The organism is Luteimonas terrae (assembly GCF_031457535.1).
Taxonomy (GTDB): domain Bacteria; phylum Pseudomonadota; class Gammaproteobacteria; order Xanthomonadales; family Xanthomonadaceae; genus Luteimonas; species Luteimonas terrae_A.
Genome location: NZ_JAVDWO010000001.1, coordinates 408,707 through 425,699 on the forward strand (window position 1 = coordinate 408,707; position 16,993 = coordinate 425,699).

General features: G+C 67.1%; 13 protein-coding genes. 6 read left to right on the forward strand and 7 right to left on the reverse strand.

All coding sequences use genetic code 11. The features are described from left to right. Positions 1-7: 7 nt before the first annotated feature. The 4 genes from J2W68_RS01680 to J2W68_RS01695 form a co-directional block, all read right to left on the reverse strand. Positions 8-607: a Hemin transport protein gene (locus tag J2W68_RS01680; protein WP_310232083.1), complete on the reverse strand. Its 600-nt coding sequence runs from the start codon at positions 605-607 to the stop codon at positions 8-10. Between the two features lie 2 nt (positions 608-609). Further along, positions 610-2,841, reverse strand: coding sequence for a TonB-dependent hemoglobin/transferrin/lactoferrin family receptor (locus J2W68_RS01685; protein ID WP_430539644.1), 2,232 nt, complete (start codon positions 2,839-2,841; stop codon positions 610-612). A gap of 142 nt (positions 2,842-2,983) precedes the next feature. Continuing rightward, on the reverse strand, positions 2,984-3,190 hold the full coding sequence (gene hemP, locus J2W68_RS01690; protein ID WP_310151455.1) for a hemin uptake protein HemP: 207 nt from the start codon (positions 3,188-3,190) through the stop codon (positions 2,984-2,986). A 336-nt stretch (positions 3,191-3,526) separates the two neighbouring features. Further along, entirely contained in the window at positions 3,527-4,498 is a 972-nt protein-coding gene (locus J2W68_RS01695; protein WP_310232085.1) for an aldo/keto reductase, read from the reverse strand. Positions 4,499-4,595: 97 nt separating this feature from the next. Between J2W68_RS01695 and J2W68_RS01700 the strand changes: the two genes are divergently transcribed. From J2W68_RS01700 to J2W68_RS01725, 6 genes are all read left to right on the forward strand, one after another. Further along, a complete protein-coding gene (locus tag J2W68_RS01700) occupies positions 4,596-5,729 on the forward strand; it encodes a GGDEF domain-containing protein (RefSeq protein ID WP_310232087.1) in 1,134 nt (377 codons plus the stop codon). Between the two features lie 92 nt (positions 5,730-5,821). Next, the gene (locus J2W68_RS01705; protein ID WP_310232088.1) at positions 5,822-7,117 is read left to right on the forward strand and encodes a NupC/NupG family nucleoside CNT transporter; all 1,296 of its coding nucleotides are present in this window, start codon (positions 5,822-5,824) and stop codon (positions 7,115-7,117) included. Positions 7,118-7,163: 46 nt separating this feature from the next. After that, positions 7,164-8,123, forward strand: coding sequence for a ribokinase (locus tag J2W68_RS01710; RefSeq protein ID WP_310232090.1), 960 nt, complete (start codon positions 7,164-7,166; stop codon positions 8,121-8,123). Further along, a complete protein-coding gene (locus J2W68_RS01715; RefSeq protein WP_310232093.1) occupies positions 8,120-8,731 on the forward strand; it encodes a hypothetical protein in 612 nt (203 codons plus the stop codon). The genes J2W68_RS01710 and J2W68_RS01715 overlap by 4 nt, the downstream gene beginning before the upstream one ends. Positions 8,732-8,748: 17 nt before the next feature. Further along, a complete protein-coding gene (dusB, locus tag J2W68_RS01720) occupies positions 8,749-9,744 on the forward strand; it encodes a tRNA dihydrouridine synthase DusB (RefSeq protein WP_310232094.1) in 996 nt (331 codons plus the stop codon). Positions 9,745-10,058: 314 nt separating this feature from the next. Further along, the gene (locus tag J2W68_RS01725) at positions 10,059-13,091 is read left to right on the forward strand and encodes a TonB-dependent receptor (protein ID WP_310232097.1); all 3,033 of its coding nucleotides are present in this window, start codon (positions 10,059-10,061) and stop codon (positions 13,089-13,091) included. Positions 13,092-13,231: 140 nt separating this feature from the next. On the opposite strand, the gene J2W68_RS01730 is transcribed toward J2W68_RS01725, so the two are convergent. The 3 genes from J2W68_RS01730 to J2W68_RS01740 are packed head-to-tail and all read right to left on the reverse strand — an operon-like array spanning position 13,232 to position 16,841. Next, positions 13,232-14,281 carry a metal-dependent hydrolase gene (locus J2W68_RS01730; RefSeq protein WP_310232101.1) on the reverse strand — a complete coding sequence of 350 codons (1,050 nt, stop codon included), beginning with the start codon at positions 14,279-14,281 and terminating at the stop codon, positions 13,232-13,234. A 38-nt stretch (positions 14,282-14,319) separates the two neighbouring features. Further along, the gene (locus tag J2W68_RS01735; RefSeq protein WP_310232104.1) at positions 14,320-15,150 is read right to left on the reverse strand and encodes a UDP-2,3-diacylglucosamine diphosphatase; all 831 of its coding nucleotides are present in this window, start codon (positions 15,148-15,150) and stop codon (positions 14,320-14,322) included. After that, a complete protein-coding gene (locus J2W68_RS01740) occupies positions 15,147-16,841 on the reverse strand; it encodes a lysophospholipid acyltransferase family protein (RefSeq protein ID WP_310232107.1) in 1,695 nt (564 codons plus the stop codon). The genes J2W68_RS01735 and J2W68_RS01740 overlap by 4 nt, the downstream gene beginning before the upstream one ends. Positions 16,842-16,993 lie beyond the last annotated feature (152 nt).

The following is a 16,993-nucleotide window of genomic DNA, read 5'->3' on the forward strand; positions in this document are numbered from 1 at the left end:
GAAATCGTCAGGAAAGATGGATCGGGTGGCGGTGGGCCTCGGACGGCGCGGGCCCGCCCGCGGCTGCGGCCGCGCGCCGACAACAGCAATCGTCGGGCGAAGACGACGGGGCGATGCCATGGCCGCGCGCGATACGACGCGCGCAGGCGATGCCCAACTGCGACAGCGCGCCGGGACTGGCGACGAGCATCGGGCCACCCGCTTCCGGCACTGCCGGCACGGACTGGAAACGCAGCACGCTGGCTTCCCAGGCACCGCCGCGCATGCGCTGCGCGAGGTTGCGCCACAGGCGCTCGCCGATGCCGCCGGGTGCGACTTCACTGCAACGCGGCAGATGATCGGCAAGGCGGTCCCAGGCGAGAAAGTCGCTGTCGGGCAGCAGATGCAGTTGCCAGCAGCAGGCCTCGTCGGCATCGAAGAAACGCAGGCTTTCGTGCATGCCGTCGAGGTCGAGTCCGGCATGCGCTTCGGCGCGACGCGCGGACGACCAGCCGCCGAGCGCGCGCGCAGCGCCCGGCCGGTGCAAACACAACACCGTGCCTAGCGCCGCCAGCTGCGACGGCGTGGGGACAACGCACACAGTGGACGGCGACAGGGCGGTGGCCATGGTTAGAAGTCGACCGACAGGCTGACCGCCACATTGCGGCCCGGCGCGGTGTAACGGTCGAGCGTGGCGCTGTTCGCGGCGATCACCGGTACCAGCCCTGCCTGCCAGACCTTGCGGTCAGCCAGGTTGAACACCCCGGCATTGAGGCGCGTGCCCGGCGCGAACGTCCAGTGGGCATACAGATCGAGCAGCGCATGGCCGGGGCTCTCGAAGTACGTGCTGCCTGCCGGTGGCGTCGGCAGCCGGTCGCGACGGCCGACGAAGCGGCCGGCAAGTTCGGCGCCCCACACGTCACGGTCGAACCCGATGCCCAGCGTCGCGATCAGTGGATCCACGCTGGCCAACGCCTCGCCGCTGGTGCGGTCCTCGCCCCGCGACCACGCCGCCGCGCCGCGCAGGGACCAGCCGGCAAGCGCCGGGGCCAAAGCGTCGAAGTACACGCCGCCCTTGAACTCCACGCCGCGAATGCGTGCATCCGCGATGTTCTGCGACTGGAAGACCATCAGTCCGGTCAGCGGGTCGTCGCCGATGTAACGCGTCGACTCGATGAAGTCGTCGTACGCCGTGTAATACGTGCTGAGGCTGGCGTAGGCGGCAGCGCCCGAGTAGCGCATGCCCAGTTCCAGCCCGTCACTGGTTTCGGACTTCAGGTCGGGGTTCGGAATCGCCGTGTAGCCGAACTGGAAATTGGTGAACCCGATATTGACGTCGTTGTACGGCGGCGCGCGGAAGCCGCGAGCGTAGCCGCCGTAGAGCGACCACGCATCGGCGAACGTCCACACGAAGCCGAGCTTCGGCGACACGCTGGTCTCGCTGAGGTCGGCGACCCGGGTGGTGGGATTGTCTTCGCGGAAGATCGTGTCGACCTCGGGTTCCAGCTTGTAGTGGTCGACGCGCACGGCAGGCACCAGCCGGAACGCGCCGTCGGCGAACGCGATCTCGTCCTGCACGTACAACGACGCCTTGGTGGTGTTGCTGATCGGGAAGTCGCGGACCGGGAAGGTGTCGGGCGACATCACGTTGGTGACCACGCCGGTATCGAGGAAGATGCGGCGGCCGTCGCGCTTCTGCTTCGTCTCGGTGCGCTCGACATCGAGGCCGTAGGCGAGCGTGTGCGCGACGCTGCCGGTCTTGAACGTCTTGCGCGCGTTCGCCTGCAAGCCATAGCTGCGCTGGTCGAAGTAAAACTCGCGTTCGCGCCGGTCGCGGATCGTCGCGGCACCCGACGGCACGATGCGCATCTCGACGCTGTCCTGCCGGGTGCGGCTGTCCTGGCGGTAGACCTGCCAGTCGGCGCTGTCGGCCAGTGCCGACGACAGGCCATCGATCTCATGGCTGAAGGTGAGGCGCGCGCGCGACTGGTGGTCATCGCCGAGCGCCTGGGTGTTGGTCGCACCCGTCAGGCTCTGGAGGCCGTAAGCGCTTAGCAGGTCGGTCTCGACATCATCCTCGTTGCCCTCGACCGTCAGCTTGAAGCGCTGCGTCCCGGACGGCGCGAACACCAGCTTGCCGAGCACGCTGCGACCGCTGGACGACTGCGGGTTGGCCTGCGTGCGCGCATCGCCTTCGCCGCCGGCCTCGCCCCTGTTTTCGGTCTCCTTGCCTTGGCGATGGCTCACCGCGACCAGGCCCGACCAGCGCTCACCACCGAAGGCGGCGGTGGCGCCGGCGAACAGGCCCTCGTTCGCGCTGTCGAAGCCGATCTTGGTGCCGAAGTGCGCGGTGTCACCCGCACGCAGATAGTCCGATGGGTCCTTGGTGACGAACGAGACCACGCCGCCGAGCGCATCGGAGCCGTACAGCGAACTCGTGGGGCCACGCACCACCTCGACGCGCTTGAGCGTTTCCAGATCGACGAAGTTGCGGTTGGCGCTGGAGAAGCTGCCGATCGCGAACGCATCGGGCACCGCGATGCCGTCGGTCTGGATGCGCACGCGGTTGCCGCCGAGGCCACGGATACGGATGTCGTTGAGGCCGAAGCGACCGAAGCTGCTGCCGACGGTGATGCCGGGCTCGTAACGGAACAGATCGGCGATGTCGCGCACCAGCAACGTGTCCATGCGCACACGGTCGATCACGTCGACGGTATTGGGCACATCGCTGATGGCGCGCTCGGTGCGGGTGGCGGTGACGACGATCTGGTCGAAGTCACGGACCTCGCCCTCGGGCGCGGCGAGGACGGCGGTGGACGACAGGCACAGGGCCAGGGAGACGGACAACAGGCTGGGACGCATGGGCGCTCGCGAAAGTGGAGATCGGCGAGCTGGCGGGCGCGAGCGGGTCGCGCGGGCGGGCAGCCTCTGGAGAGAGGGAGGGCGATACGGATCGCGTCGCCCGCAAGATCCATCGGGACCCTGCGGCGACGCGCACGACGGCTTACTTGGTAAGAATCAGCTTGTCGTTGCGGGTGTGGCGCAGGCGATAGATCTCGTTGCCATGGCGGATGCGCAGTTCACGCTGGCCGCGGAGCAACTGCACGCTGTCGAGCTCGATGACCTCGGGGACGCGGGTCAAGGGATGGACGTTGCCGGCGTCGTGGGCGTCGCGGGGAGCGGATACATCCTGGAACTGGGACACGCGCATGTCGGGATCCTCCGGAAGGGGATTCCGATGATAGTGATTCTCATTCGCCAGTCAAGAGTGGATGTCATTTGCTCCGCAGTCGCCACCCTCGCCAAGTTCGACCCTCCCCCAGCCTGCGGGGGGGCTGGGGGCGACGGGTCGGACGAGAAAGGCCAACGTCGAACAACGGGCCCGACCTGACGCGGGATGCTCAGAGATAACTGCAATGACTGGACATCACTGCGGGCCGACGGTTTGCTCCCACCCAACCCTCCCCCGCACGCGGGGGAAGACCTGGAGCCAAGCCGTGCGCGCTCCAGGATGTGCTGCGCGTACTCACGCTCTACGCGGGGTGCCTCACGCCGTCACCGCCTCCACCCGCCGCCAGACGCTCTCGTCGAAACGCTCGAGCAATTCCAGCGCCTGCAGGTTTTCGAGCAGTTGCGACACCCGGCTCGCGCCCAGCAGCACGGTGGAGACGTGTGGATTGGTCAGGCACCACGCGATCGCCAGCGGTGCGGGGGCAACGCCGAGTTCGGCGGCGAGCGCAGTGAAGCGCCCTGCCCGCGCCATGCGGTCCGCTTTTGCATCGCCGAGCACACTGCCCTGCAGCCATTCGAGTTGCGGTTGCGCCAGACGGCTACCGGCCGGCACGCCGTCGGCGTACTTGCCGGTCAGCAGGCCCGAGGCCAACGGCGACCAGACCGTCGTGCCAAGACCGAGCTCCGCATACAGCGGCGCGTACTCCAGCTCCACGCGTTCGCGCCGCAGCAGGTTGTATTCGGGCTGCTCCATCGTCGGCCCGTGCAGATGGTGCGTGCGCGCGATCTGCGTGGCTTCGCGGATCAGCGTCGCCGGCCACTCCGACGTGCCCCAGTACAGCACCTTGCCTTGGCGGATCAGCGCGTCCATCGCCCACACGGTTTCGGCGACCGGGGTGTCCGGATCGGGTCGGTGGCAGAAGTACAGATCGAGATGCTCGACGCGCAGCCGCTTCAACGCCGCGTCGCAGGCATCGCGCACGTGCTTGCGCGACAGGCCGCGCTGGGTGGGCCGCGGATCGGCGGCGGAGCCGAAGAACACCTTGCTCGACACGCAGTAGCCGTCGCGCGGCAAGCGCAGATCGGCAATGACGTCACCCATGACCTGTTCGGCCGCGCCGTTCGCATAGCCTTCGGCGTTGTCGAAGAAGTTGACGCCGTGGTCCCACGCGGCCGCGACCAGATCGCGCGCTTCGCCGCGACCGACCTGGCTGCCGAACGTGACCCAGGCGCCGAACGACAACGCGGACAGCTGCAGGCCGGAGGAACCGAGACGGCGGTACTGCATGACAACTCCAGGAACGGTCGGAATGCGGAAGTATGCCCGCCGCGCGCAGGCGACCGCCCGCGCTATGCTGCCGCAGCTGTGCCACAGGGACCGTTCGATGCGCGCACCCCATCGCACCCGGCAGGGCGTCGTCGCCACGCTGCTCGGACGCACCGACGAGGTGATGCTCGAACTCGGCGCGGGCGGCGAACTGATGGTCGCACGCGTCCGCGCGCTGCTCTCGCTGCTGATCCTGCTGCTGCCGCTGATCGCCGCGGGCGGTGGCCACGGCACACGCATCGTGGTCGTGGGGCTCGCGCTGGCGGTCTTCGGCAACCTCATGGCGCAGGTGTGGCTGGCACTCGCCCGTCGCCAGCGCCGGCATGCCTGGCTGCCCTACGCCACCGGCAGCTATGACGTCAGCATGACCACCCTGGTGCTGGTCCTGGTGGCGACCCGCGAGCCGGCTGCCGCGCTCAACAGTGTGGTGGTGTGGAACTTCTACATGCTGGCGATCGCGCTCACCGCGCTGCGCAACGACGGTCGGCTGGCGCTGTATGTCGGTGGGCTGGCGGTCGCGCAATATGCCGCGCTGGTGATCGCGCTGATGGCCGGCACCGGTGAAGCGAATCCGGCATCGCTGGGCTACGGCGTGGCCTCGGTTACCGGGCAGGTCGAACGCCTGTTGCTGCTGGCGATGATGACGGTGATCGCCTGCGCCATCATCTATCGCATGCAGCGTCTGGTGGACCTGTCCGGCCGCGATGGGCTCACCGGCCTGCCCAACCGCGCCTGGCTGCTGCAGCACGCCCCGCGGCAACTCGCCGACTCGCGTCGCGAAGGGCGTTCGCTGACGCTGGGCCTGCTCGACCTCGACGGCTTCCGCCGGATCAATGCCGATGCCGGCCCGCGCGCCGGCGATCGCGCGATCCGTGCCGTCGCGCTGCGTCTGCAGACGATGCTCGAGGACGACGAATCGCTGTCGCGGATCGGCGGCCAGGAGTTCGTGTTGCTGCTGCGCTGCCCAGTGGGCAGCGCCTGGGAACGGCTGGACCGGCTGCGACGCGACATGGCGAGCGAATCGCTCGTGGTCGACCGCGACGGCCGCCCGCTGCCGCTGCGCTTCAGCGCCGGCCTTGCCGCGTCCCCGCCCGACGGCAGCGACGTGTCGGCCCTGCTCGGGGTGGCCGACCGTCGCCTGCAGCAGGCAAAACGCGCCGGCCGCAACCGCGTGGAAGCACGGGATGCCTGAACGACGGCGTGTTCACCAGTGCTGTGGTTGCCGGGGCCGGCCCGCTGCACTAGGCTGCGCGACTCGACGAAGGGCCCGGGGGCCACGCGACCATGGATTTCCTGCTGCGGGCTGGATTCGGCCTGTTCGGTCTCGCCGTGCTGATCGGCATCACGTGGCTGTTTTCCAACAACCGGCGTCTGGTTGACTGGCGCCTTGTCGGCATGGGCCTGCTGCTGCAGGTCGTAATCGCGTGTGTGGTCCTGCTGACGCCCTGGGGCGCGAGCGTGTTCGACACGCTTTCAGGCGGCTTCGTCCGACTGCTCGGCTTCACCACCGAAGGCGCGCGTTTCATCTTCGGCGACTTCAGTGATGCCGGGAAGTTCGGCTTCGTGTTCGCGTTCCAGGTGCTGCCGACGATCATCTTCTTCGCGAGCTTCATGAGCGTGCTCTATCACCTGGGCGTGATGCAGAAGATCGTCCAGGGCATGGCCTGGGTGATCACCAAGGCCATGCGCGTCTCCGGCGCGGAAACGCTGTCGGTGTGCGCGAATGCCTTCATCGGCCAGACCGAGGCGCCGCTGGTCGTGCGTCCGTACATCGCCGGCATGACGACTTCGGAGCTGCTGACGCTGATGGTCGGCGGCATGGCGACGATCGCAGGCGGCGTGCTGGGCGCCTACGTGCTGCTGCTGGGCGGCAATGACCCGGCGCAACAGGCCGTGTATGCCAAGCACCTGATCACCGCCAGCGTCATGGCGGCGCCGGCGACGCTGGTGATCGCCAAGATCCTGGTGCCCGAGACCGGCGTGCCGCAGACCCTCGGCGCAGTCCGCGTGCACGTGGAGAAGACCACGGCCAACGTCATCGATGCGGCCGCCGCAGGCGCGGCCGATGGTCTGAAGCTCGCACTGAACGTCGGCGCGATGCTGCTGGCCTTCATTGCCCTGATCGCCCTGCTCAATGCACCGCTGGTGTGGATGGGCGAGGTGACCGGTCTGCAGACGCTGCTCGGCCGTCCGACCGATCTCTCGGCGCTGCTGGGCTGGACGCTGTCGCCGCTGGCCTGGCTGATCGGCGTGCCCTGGGAAGATGCCGCCACGGTCGGCGGCCTGATCGGGACCAAGGTCGTGCTCAACGAATTCGTCGCCTACATGCAGCTCGGTGAAATCCTGCAGGGCAACGTGGCTGGCGTGACGCTCGGGCCGCAGGGCGCGCTGATCGCGACCTATGCGCTGTGCGGCTTCGCCAACTTCAGTTCCATCGCGATCCAGATCGGCGGCATCGGCGGTATCGCGCCCGAGCGCCGCGCCGACCTCGCCCGCCTGGGCCTGCGCGCCGTGCTGGGCGGATCGATCGCGACGATGATGACGGCGACGATCGCTGGTGTGCTGTCGGCGGCATGGTGATCCACGTGCGGTATCCGCATCGAATCGATGCACCAGGGGATGTGAAGTGAGCCATGTCGTCGTCGTCGGGTCGTTCAATGTCGACCATGTCTGGAACTGCGCCACCCTGCCGCGTCTGGGCGAAACGCTGAGCGGGCGTTACCACACAGGTCCCGGCGGCAAGGGCTTCAACCAGGCGGTCGCCGCTGCACGTGCGGGCGCCGAGACCGGCTTTCTGTGCGCGCTGGGCGACGACGACGGCGGTCGCCAGGCGCGCGCGCTCGCGGAAGCAGACGGCATCGATCTGCGCGTGCACGACAGCAGCCAGCCCACCGGCACCGCCGGCATCTATGTCGACGAAGCGGGCCACAACACCATCGTCATCGGCGCCGGCGCCAACGCCGACCTCAGCGTCGCGTGGCTGGGCCGACAGGCGGAAGCGCTCACCGGGGCGCGGGTACTGTTGTCGCAGCTCGAGTCACCGCTCGACAGCGTGCTCGAAGCGATGCGCCTGGCGCGCGCGTCTGGCACCACCACGATGCTCAACCCGGCCCCGGCGAACGCGCAATGCCTGCGCGAACTGCTGGCCGCGGCCGACATCCTCACCCCGAACGAAACCGAGTTCGCTGCATTGCTGGAACGCCACACCAGCCATCGCATCGAAAGCGAGACGATCGCCACGACGTCCGATGCGCAGTTGCACCGCCTGTGCCGCACCCTGCTGCCGCGCGGCACCGTGGTGATCACCCTCGGCGCCGCCGGCGCGTTTGTATCCCACCGCGAGGACCAGCTGCGCGGCGACGTCGCGCCGTTCTATCGCGTCGCCGCCGACAAGGTGGAGCCGGTAGACACGACCGGCGCCGGCGATGCGTTCAACGGCGCCCTCGCCGCGGCCTACGCAGCTGCCCACGTGCACGCGCACCCGTTCGCCGAGCATGTGCGTTTCGCCAACCGCTATGCGGCGCTCTCGACCGAACATGTCGGCGCGGCCCTGGCGATGCCGCGGCTGCCGGCCTCGGCATCATGATGATGCGCAGCGTTCATATCGTTGCGCTGCTTGCGTCCTCGTTTTTCATAGCGGGCGGCAACGCTGCGGCAGTCGCGCCGCCTGCGGATGAGCAGATCCGTCTGGACGAGTTTGTGGCCAGCGTCGACGCCGAGCGACGCATCACGCCAGTTGAACAGGCGCTGCTTGAGGAAGCGCGCGGCCGCATGCTGAGCCCGCCTGCGCGACTCGGCGACGTGCGTGGACATTGGCAGGTCGACGTCATCCGTTTTGACGCAGGCGGCATCCGGCGAGGCGCGTCGTTCCAGGCGAGCATCGACGACACCGCAGACGGCGTTTTGTGCTTCGCGCGGGTCGGGGACAGCACCGCGGCACGACATCTGCTGCTTCCTGTGCGCGGCGAGCCGCAGATGCTCGCTATGATCGGATCGGGCATGCAGGCCCTGACGGAACACGATCCGTCCGAAGACGTGCCGCTGTCACTACGCGAAGCTGCGCCATTCGAGCAGCTCTCCGGCGGTCGCCTGCGCCGCCTCGACGATGGCAGCCTGCTGCTGGTGCTGCTGTCGAGCCAGGCGCGCTTCGCGATCTACCATCTCAGCCAGCTTCCGGACCGACCCGACGCCTGATCGGCGACAATGGCGCCATGCAGATCGGCCCCTACCGCATCGAACCGAACGTGGTCCTCGCGCCGATGGCCGGGGTCACCGACAAACCGTTCCGGCAACTGTGCAAACGGCTGGGCGCGGGCCTGGCGATGTCGGAAATGACGATCAGCGATCCGCGCTTCTGGCAGACCGAGAAGTCGCTGCGGCGCATGGACCACGACGGCGAACCGGCGCCGGTCGGCGTGCAGATCGCCGGCACCGAGCCGGCAATGCTGGCCGACGCCGCCCGCTACAACGTCGATCACGGCGCGCAGATCATCGACATCAACATGGGCTGCCCGGCGAAGAAGGTCTGCAACGCCTGGGCCGGCTCGGCTTTGATGCAGGACGAGGCCCTGGTCGCGCGCATCCTCGACGCGGTGGTGCGTGCGGTCGACGTGCCGGTGACGCTGAAGATCCGCACCGGCTGGTGCACCGAGCATCGCAATGCGCCGACCATCGCGCGCATCGCCGAAGACGCCGGCATCGCCGCGCTCGCGGTGCACGGCCGCACGCGCGATCAGCACTACATCGGCACAGCCGAGTACGACACAATCGCCGCGATCAAGGCTGCGCTGTCGATTCCGGTGCTCGCCAACGGCGACATCGACTCGCCTGAGAAAGCGCGGGCGGTGCTGCACCACACCGGCTGCGATGCGGTGATGGTCGGTCGCGCCGCGCAGGGGCGGCCGTGGATCTTCCGGGAGATCGCGCATTTCCTCGCCACGGGTGCGCATCTGCCGCCGCCGACGCTGGCCGAAATCCGCGACATTCTGCTCGGCCATCTCGAAGCCCTGCACACGTTCTACGGCGAGGCCTCCGGCGTGCGCATCGCGCGTAAGCACCTGGGCTGGTACGCCAAAGATCGCCCGGAAAACGCCGCCTTCCGCAGCGTGGTCAACCGCGCCGAGACCGCTGAAGCGCAGCTCGCGCTGACCCGTGACTACTTCGATGCGCTGGTGGCGGGGAATACCAGGCCGGGGCTCGCGGCCTGAGTCGAAGGGATTCGTCGCCGTCGATCCGGGGTGCAATGACGATCTAGAAGCGCCTTTCTGGAGGTCGAATCACGCGCAGGACCTGCCGTTGAACGCAGTTCGGCACGCGCATGTCGATTCGAAACCACGCCCAATCCGCGCGAAAAGACATAAAGCGCAGATATAAAATCAAATAATGCAAAAATCAGAATCTAATAGTATCAATATCAGTTAAGTTATCGCGGACTAATGAATCGAGTGTTACAGGCATGAACGTTCGTTAAGTTTTGCTCTTGACAAAACTAACCGCGAATCCAGCTGCCACCGATTTATTAATGGGGTCCGACTACATGAAATTCGTGCATTCGTCCGTGCGTAGAGCCGCACTGTGTCTTGCGCTCGGCGCAGCGCTCTCCGGCAACATTGCCCACGCGCAATCCAACATCACCGGCATCATCTTCGGTCAGGCAGAACCTGGCACCACCATCGTCATCCGAAACGCAGGCACGGGGTTCTCGAGGTCCGTCCAGGTCGATGCAAACGGTCGCTACCGCGCAACGTCCCTTCCAGATGGCGTCTACACCGTGACGCAACAGCGCGACGGCGCACAGGTCGCAGTGCGCGAGAACGTCGCGGTCACGATCGCGAGTGGCACGGATGTCTCCTTTACCGAACGAAGCGCCATGCAGGAGCTCGATCGGGTGGAAGTCCGGGGCACCTATATCCCGGTCACCGATGTGTCCCAGACCGACACGCGCTCGGTGTTTACTGCCGATCGGCTGGAGAAGATGACGGTCGGCCGCTCGATCGAATCGGTGGCGCTGCTGGCTCCCGGCGTTGTGCAGGCCGACTCGCGCTATCCCGGCGGGGCGTCGTTCGGTGGCTCATCGGCCTCCGAGAACGCGTTCTACATCAATGGTTACTCGGTCACCAATCCGCTGACGAATATCGGCTCGACAACGCTGCCGTTCGACGCCATCAGCCAGATGCAGGTCATCACCGGTGGCTACGGCGCGGAGTTCGGCCGCGCGACCGGCGGCGTCGTCAATATCGTCACCAAACGCGGTGGCAACGAGTGGGAGTTCGGCGGTCTGGTCAGCTACACGCCGTCCGGCCTGCGTGCTACCTACAAGAACATCATCTATCCCGACAACGGAACGCCTAGCGATGGGCTCGTTCACACCAAGCGTGACGAAGTCACCGTCAATTCCTTCTCCTATGGTGTGAGCGCCAGCGGCCCGCTGATCAAGGATCGGCTGTTCCTGTATGCCGGAGGCGAGATCGTGCAGCAGGAGCAGGTCGGCGTATTGGCCCGCCCCGGCAATGTCGCGAACGGGTTGCAGACCACTGATTTCGATATGCCCCGCTGGACGGCCAAGCTCGACTGGCAGATCAGCGACGACCATCTGCTGGAAGTGACTGCGGTTTCCGATGTCGAGAAGCGCTCGGTGAGCTATTACGGCCTGACCTACGACCCCGGCGAGGATACCTACCAGTACGGCAGCGAGAAAACCGGCGGTTATCTGTATGAAGAGGGCGGCGAACTCTACATCGGCAAGTACACCGGCTACCTCACCGATTCGCTCACCCTGACCGCGCTGTACGGCACGCAGAAGCTGGACGACATTGCGGATCCAGTGGGCTACGACCCGTCGCAGGTCTACGTCAGTGACACACGATCGATCGCCAACCCCATCCAGCGCGGCGCCTACCAGCAACTCGCATTCTCCGACGCCTACAACGAAACCGAGGGCGGGCGTCTGGACCTCGAGTGGGATCTCGGCAGTCACTTGCTCAGGTTCGGCTACGACCGCCACGACTCCGAATCGCGACAGGGGCAGGTCACTTCGGGTCCCGGCTACAGCTGGCGCTACGAGTCGTGCGGCACCGGCAGCGGCGGCACCGCGATTCCCGGCGGCGGCGGCGCGCTCTGCCCGGGCGGCAATGGCGATTATGTGTCCCAGTATAAATTCGCGAACGGCGGTACCTTCAGCGTCAAGCAGTGGGGGTATTACATCGAGGATCGCTGGCAGATCACGGACAACTTCCTGTTGTCGCTCGGCATTCGCAACGAGAATTTCGAAAACTACAACGCCGACAACGTGGTCTACGTCGCGCAAAAGGATCAGTGGGCCCCACGGCTGGGTCTCAGCTGGGACGTGCGCGGTGATTCTTCGCTGAAGCTCTTCGCCAATGCAGGCCGCTACCACCTGGCCATGCCCAACAACGTCGCATTGCGCGGTGCAGCCGGCTCGCTGTACACCAACGAGTATTTCGCGTTCACCGGTATCGACCCCGTGACCGGCGTCCCGCAGGGACTGACGCCACTGGGCGACGGCCCCTACTCCACCAATCGCGAGTACGGTCAGGCGCCGGATCCCAACTCGGTTGCTGCCAAAGGCCTGAAGTCCCATTTCCAGGACGAAGTTGCCATTGGCTTCGAGAACACCATCGGCGACAAGTTCACCTACGGCGCACGTTACGTCTACCGCCGCCTGCAGAGCGCCATCGATGACATGTGCGACTACCGCCCCGCCTACAACTGGGCGATCGCCAACGGCTACAGCGAAGAAGGCGCCGATAATCTGGGCAACGCATTGGCCAACTGCCGACTGTTCAACCCCGGCGAGGCGAATACGTTCCAGCTCGATGACGGCACTGGCACGCTTGTCGAGGTGGCGTTGAGCAAGGAGCAGCTCGGATTTCCGGAGCTGAAGCGCAACTATCAAGGGCTGGATCTGTTCCTCGAACGCCCCTTCGATGGCACATGGATGGCTCGTGTCGACTACACCCTCTCCAAGAACTACGGCAACGCGGAGGGCCAGCTCAAGTCCGACATCGGCCAGACGGACGTGTCGCAGACGCAGGACTGGGACCATCCCGAATTGATGGAGAACGCGAACGGGTACCTGCCCAATGACCGCAGGCACTACATCAAGGCGAGCGGTTTCTATCAGATCACCCCCGAGTGGCGAGTTTCCGCAACCGCAAGCCTTGCATCGGGTCGACCCAAGAACTGCATGGGCTACTACCCGGACACTCCCGAGAACGAGGAGTTCAACGCTCTCTACGCGTACGGCGGACCCTACTACTTCTACTGCAACAACCAGCCCACTCCGCGCGGTAGCGCCGGCCGCCTGCCCTGGAACAAGAATCTGGACGTCGGCGTCGCGTATCGTCCTGAGTTTGCTGGATCCCGGTTGGAGTTCGGCGTGGATATCTTCAACGTCTTCAATTCACAGACCGAGCAGAACCGGATCGAGTACGGCGAGAACGGCGGCCCCGGCGTGCCGTACAACCAGGCAGGTCGCGTCGTCAGCTACACGCTGCCCCGCTATGCGCGCTTCAGCATTCGCTGGGATCTCTGAGTCAATATAGATCGAGCCATGACGGGCCGCCCATCCGGGCGGCCCGTTTTTTTTAAGGCTGCACTTGAGTCGCATCGGCGCGGGCATCGCACGACACCAAGAGTCTCTCGCTTACCTGCGCCGCCTTTCAATCAAATCGATCAGTGCCGCGCGTTCCCGGCCCCGTTGTCCGCTCCGCCCGACGCCGGCTGCTCCCAGATCCGTGCCCAGGTCGCATTCCAGGTCTCCGCGATGTCGCGCGCCATCGGCGCCTGCACCGGCGGGATCGATTGCCAGCCATCGCCCGCGCGCTGCGCGACGTCGAAGCGGAAGAAATAGTCCGGCTCGTTGCCCATGCGCAGGTCGCTGAGCTGCAGGGTGTTGTTGACGACCGTCGCGCCCATGAAGCCGTGGTTGAACCACGCAAGCCGTTGCACCGCAGGCAGGCCCGCGTTCTCGCGCAAGGCGTCGATATCGGACGGGTACGCGGCGAAGCGCATCGGGCCGCGATCGACCGCCAGCGAGCGGAATCCCTCGACGTAGCCTTCGTCGGTCATTGCAACCACGCGCCACAACACGGTGTTGCCTGGCATCGGCACAGAGAACCGGGGCGCATCACCGAGGCCCATCGCGACCAGCGCGCGATCGGCCTCCCGCTCGACCAGGCCTTTCGCGACCAACGACCAGCCCAGATACGCCGTGCTCAGCACGAGCCCTGCCGCGATCAGGCGACCGGCGATCAGGCGCGGACCGGCGAACGCGGCGACGAGCACGCCGATCAGCAGCCACAAGGTGTAGAGCGGATCGATGATGAAGACGCTCGACCACATCGCGGGCGGCGGCTTCAGCGGCCACCACAGCTGTGTCCCGTAGACGGTGAACGCATCGAGCAGTGGATGCGTGATCAGGGCCAGCGCGATCGCCCAGAACCAGCGCACCGGCGATGCGGCGACCCGGCCCTTGCCGAAGCGCTTGAACAGCCACCAGATCGCCGCGGCGATCAACGGCAACACCAGCAACGAATGCGTCAGCCCGCGATGCAGCGTCATGCGCAGCACCGGGTCGTCGGTTATCAGCGCAATCGGAATGCCGTCCAGGTCCGGCAGGGTGCCGAGTACGGCACCGGCCGCGAGCGCGGCGCGGCGATGAGCGGCAGGCACGATGGCGGCGGCGACCGATGCGCCGAGGACGATCTGGGTCAGGGAATCCATCCGCCGATGCTAGCAGTCGGCCACGCGACGGCGGTGCTTCAGGCCGCGCGCGGCACGGGTTCGACTGGCACCTTCGCGTCGCGTGCCGGCAAGGCCGCGAGCACCTCGCCCTGATGCGACAACAGGCGCAGGCTGCCGTCCTGCGCTTCGGCCAGCGCGGTCAGGCTTTCGACCCAGTCGCCGTCGTTGGCATACACCAGACCGTCGCGCTCGATCAGCGACGCGCGATGGATATGGCCGCAGACGATGCCGTCGAGACCGCGCCGTCGCGCATCGTCAAGGCCGGCTTGCACGAAGCGTTCGATGTAACGCTCGGCCGCGCCGCTGCGCTGCTTGAGGAATTCCGACAGCGACCAGTAGCGCATGCCCAGCTGCCTGCGTGCGCGGTTGAGCCACTGGTTGCCGGTGAGGATGCGGTAGTAGAGCCAGTCGCCGAAACGTTCCTGCAGGCCGCCGAAGTGCGTCACGGCATCGTAGTCGTCGCCATGGGTGACCAGCAGGCGACGTCCGTCGGCGGTCTCGTGCACGGTGCGGCGGCGCACCTGCATCGCCGGCAGCGCGAGGCCGCAGACGCGCCGCAACGCGCGGTCGTGGTTGCCCGGCACGTAGACGATCGTCGTGCCGGCGCGATGCAGGGCATGCAGCGCTTCGATCACGCGGACCTGCGGCGCTCCCCAGCGCGCACGGCGCTGGGCCATCCACCACAGGTCCACGATGTCGCCGACCAGGTACAGCCGGTCGCAGCGCAGGCCATCCAAAAAGTGGGCCAGTTCCGCGGCGTGGCAGTGCTTGGCGCCCAGGTGCACGTCGGACACGAATACGGCGCGGTGATGGGGGCGTGGTGGCGGCAGTCGGGCAGGCTGGCTCATGCGTCGGTCTTCCCCAGGTAGCGGCGCCGCTTGTGCGGACGCAGGCGATGCAGGTCCAGTTCGACCAGTCCGTCGACGGAATTGCTGAAATCGGGATCGACGCCGAATGCGAGAAAGCGCGCGCCGCCCGGTTCGCACAGTTCGACGTACTGGCGATACAGCGTGGGCACGCCGGCACCGAACGTGGCCAGTCCGGCCTTCAGTCGCGCCAGCGCGGATGCCTGATCGATATCCCCGAAGGACGGCGCCGCGCCTGCGAACGCGAACGGCCGACGTGCGGCCGCGAGTCCATCGCCAGCGTGATAACGCTGGAAGTAGGCGACCAGTTGCTCGCGTGCGTCGCGCGGCAGGGCCGCGCTGATCGAAGCCGGGCCGTACAGCCAGCGCACCTGCGGGTGGCGCCGCAGGTACGCGCCGATGCCCTGCCACAGGGCGTCGAGTCCACGCCCGCCCCAACACTCGGGCACGACGAAGCTGCGGCCGAGTTCCATGCCGGCCTGCAGGCGCGGCAGCGCCGCGTCGGCATAACGGAACAGGGAGGCCGAATAGAGACCTTCGAGACCACGTTGCGCGAGGACCTCCGCGCCGCAAGCGACGCGGTACGCGCCGACCACACGCGCCGCGGTGTCGTCCCACAACACGATATGGTCGTAGTGCGTATCGAATGCGTCGAGATCGCGCGCGCGTCCGGTGCCCTCCCCGACCCGGCGGAACGTCAGCTCGCGCAGCCGGCCGATCTCGCGCAGCAGCGGATTGCGCAGATTCCCTCGCAGCAACCGCACCTGTTGTCCCACGCCGAGTTCGCACAGGCATTCGGTCGACAGGACAGCCGCGCGGAGATGCGCTGGCGACACCGGACGCGCAAGCGGGGCCTGTCCGTCGGCGCAGGCCTCGCGGCGGGTACCGATCGCATAAAGCTGGCGCCGCAGCGAGCGCAGCACCGCATCGCCATCGTCGTCGGCGGGCAAGGCCAGCGGCGTGCCGATGCGCAACCGCAGCGGCCGGGCACGCCGGGCGTACATTTCGCGTGCGAGCAGCACCGTACCCGCCGGCCGGTACAGCGCGGAGACACCATAGAAAAGCGGCGAATTGCGCGCGTCGATGCGGACCGGCAACACCGGCGCACCGGTGTTGCGGACGAAGCGCAGTACGCCGCGACGCCAGCGCGAATCGCGCACCCCGGCCGGCCCGAGCCGCGACACCTCGCCGGCCGGGAAGATCACCACGCAAGCCTCCTCGCGCAGCGCGGCCTCGACCGCGGCGATGCTGGCTTCGGTCGGCCTGCCGCCGAGGATCCGCACGCCGAGCATCAGCGGCGCCAGCGGCTGGACCGTCGCCAGCAGATCGTTGGCGACGATGCGCACGTCGCGGCGCACCCTGCCGATGCAGGCCAGAAGAGCGAGGGCATCGAGCGCACCGGACGGATGGTTGGCGACCACCAGCAAACGGCCGCGCGCCGGAATCCGGGCGACGTCGGCATCGGTCACGTCGAAGCGCAGGCCCAAGTGTTCACTGCAGGCGGCGACGAAGTCGAACCCGGCGAGATGCGCGGTGCCGGTGAGAAACGTGTCGATGTCATCGAAGCGCGACCAGTGGCCGATGCCGCGCAGCAGCGGGCGGACGATGCGGGCGCGGCGGCCGCGGAACCAGTCGGGCCAGCGTTGCCTGAGACGATCCTCGATCCGAAGCATGGGGTGCCAGGTCGGGCGGGATGCGCGCAGCCTGGGCCAGCCCCGCGTCGCCCGGATTGCAGTCCGCTTTCAGGCCCGTGACAGTCGACCGGCGGGCGACGGGGTACTTAACCGCAGTGCAATCCGCCGCAGGGCACAATGCAATTCCACGG

Excerpts from the sequence above, each read along its gene's own strand:
- J2W68_RS01680 (WP_310232083.1), bottom strand. The coding sequence starts at position 607 with ATGGCCACCGCCCTGTCGCCGTCCACTGTGTGCGTTGTCCCCACGCCG.
- J2W68_RS01685 (WP_430539644.1), bottom strand. The coding sequence starts at position 2,841 with ATGCGTCCCAGCCTGTTGTCCGTCTCCCTGGCCCTGTGCCTGTCGTCC.
- hemP (WP_310151455.1), bottom strand. The coding sequence starts at position 3,190 with ATGCGCGTGTCCCAGTTCCAGGATGTATCCGCTCCCCGCGACGCCCAC.
- J2W68_RS01695 (WP_310232085.1), bottom strand. The coding sequence starts at position 4,498 with ATGCAGTACCGCCGTCTCGGTTCCTCCGGCCTGCAGCTGTCCGCGTTG.
- J2W68_RS01700 (WP_310232087.1), top strand. The coding sequence starts at position 4,596 with ATGCGCGCACCCCATCGCACCCGGCAGGGCGTCGTCGCCACGCTGCTC.
- J2W68_RS01705 (WP_310232088.1), top strand. The coding sequence starts at position 5,822 with ATGGATTTCCTGCTGCGGGCTGGATTCGGCCTGTTCGGTCTCGCCGTG.
- J2W68_RS01715 (WP_310232093.1), top strand. The coding sequence starts at position 8,120 with ATGATGATGCGCAGCGTTCATATCGTTGCGCTGCTTGCGTCCTCGTTT.
- dusB (WP_310232094.1), top strand. The coding sequence starts at position 8,749 with ATGCAGATCGGCCCCTACCGCATCGAACCGAACGTGGTCCTCGCGCCG.
- J2W68_RS01725 (WP_310232097.1), top strand. The coding sequence starts at position 10,059 with ATGGGGTCCGACTACATGAAATTCGTGCATTCGTCCGTGCGTAGAGCC.
- J2W68_RS01730 (WP_310232101.1), bottom strand. The coding sequence starts at position 14,281 with ATGGATTCCCTGACCCAGATCGTCCTCGGCGCATCGGTCGCCGCCGCC.
- J2W68_RS01735 (WP_310232104.1), bottom strand. The coding sequence starts at position 15,150 with ATGAGCCAGCCTGCCCGACTGCCGCCACCACGCCCCCATCACCGCGCC.
- J2W68_RS01740 (WP_310232107.1), bottom strand. The coding sequence starts at position 16,841 with ATGCTTCGGATCGAGGATCGTCTCAGGCAACGCTGGCCCGACTGGTTC.